The following is a 1621-nucleotide window of genomic DNA, read 5'->3' on the forward strand; positions in this document are numbered from 1 at the left end:
CGACAGCTTCGATTTCTTTAAAGCGGTGGTTGATAACAAGGACGACTATCTGGATCTGGAAGAAGACTACCGTGATATTCATGAGTTCTTCAGCAATCAGATGCCAAGCTGGCAGCAACTGCAGCAGGCTCTACGTCATTTTGAGAAAAATAAACAGGCATTGGGCAGTGATGAGGTGGCAAAGAAAGCCCTCTCTGAATTACATCGTATATCCACCCTTGAATCGCCCTACGGCCTGTTAAATAAAATCGCTGATTTGGTTCGCACCGTGGAAAGTGTCAATCAACGCTTACTAACTGAAAAACGCAGTCAGGCGCTAGAGCAGCTGGATGACAAGATCAAACAGCTGGAAGCTGAAATCAAGAACAGCGGCATTGCTACAGCTGAGCTGAGTAACAAGCTACTGCGTCCGCTGCAATTGCTCAAAGCGGATATTGAAGTGGAAAGCAGCCTGTCCACCATTTACATGCTGCAAACCCAAACCGCCGTCGAGCGTTTTGATGAAGCCTTGTATGAGCTGGAACGAGAAGTTCAGACTGAAATTCAGCGTCAGGCCAAAGCGGCACAACTGGCTCAGAGCAAAGCAGAGAGCGTAACCAGCACAGCAACCACCGCCAGCCCAGTAGCAGCTGCTGTGAGTCCGGTAAAGCCCGTGATCGCCGTAGTGCCGCCGAAACCGGTGGTGGAAGTCGATGTCGCCAGCATTTACAGCAAAAGCTCAAGTAGTGTCTATCTGGAAACAGAAGAGTCAGTAGATCAGTTTGTAGACGCACTCAAAGCTGAATTGAAAAAAATTGTGGGTGACAAAAAGCGTGTGCGTATTCGCTAACTTGGGTTAGGGATATCGGCATCAGTCATTAATTAAAGGTTTTAACATGAATACCAGTAATATTAAAAAATACGCACCGCAAGCACGTAACGATTTTATCGCAGCGATGCGCAAGCAGGCCGCCAAATATGGCATCACCGCAGACAGCATTTTACCGGCTGAACAGAAAGGCGACTTGCTGCTGATTGGCGATCAGGTTTTTCCGCTATCCGTCATGAAATCTCGTGAGAAGCTGATCAAACGCATTCAAACCAGCAGTTTTGAGCAGACGATTGATTATATCGCTTACAGCTGGTTTAACCGTCTCTGTGCGATTCGCTACATGGAATGTAAAGGCTTACTGGATCATGGTCGCCGTGTACTGAGTAGTGCAGATGGTAGTGCAGGCTTGCCACAGCTTCTGGAAGAATGCTTGGATATTGACCTACCAGGTTTAGATGCCAGCCGTGTGGCTGAGCTTAAGCTGGATGGCAATAAAGACGAAGAGCTGTATCGGGAGCTATTACTGGCCCAATGCCATGCATTGAATCAGGTCATGCCACTCTTGTTTGAACAGGTTTCTGATGAGTCTGAACTACTGTTACCGGATAACCTGACTAAAACCGATTCGTTGATCCGTGATTTGGTCAGCAGCATTCCAGAAGAAGACTGGTCGGATGTACAGATTATTGGCTGGCTGTATCAGTTCTATATTTCTGAAAAGAAAGATCAAGTGATTGGTAAGGTCGTCAAGAGTGAGGATATCCCAGCCGCAACGCAATTATTCACCCCAAACTGGATTGTAAAATATCT

The 1621-nt window shown here is 46.9% G+C and carries 2 pseudogenes; both read left to right on the forward strand.

The features are described 5' to 3' along the window. A pseudogene (locus ACNPNW_RS04840) lies at nt 1-829 on the forward strand (BREX system P-loop protein BrxC); the annotation flags it as partial. 46 nt (nt 830-875) lie between these two features. Then, a pseudogene (locus ACNPNW_RS04845) lies at nt 876-1621 on the forward strand (BREX-1 system adenine-specific DNA-methyltransferase PglX); the annotation flags it as partial.

This window comes from Acinetobacter endophylla, assembly GCF_053543775.1.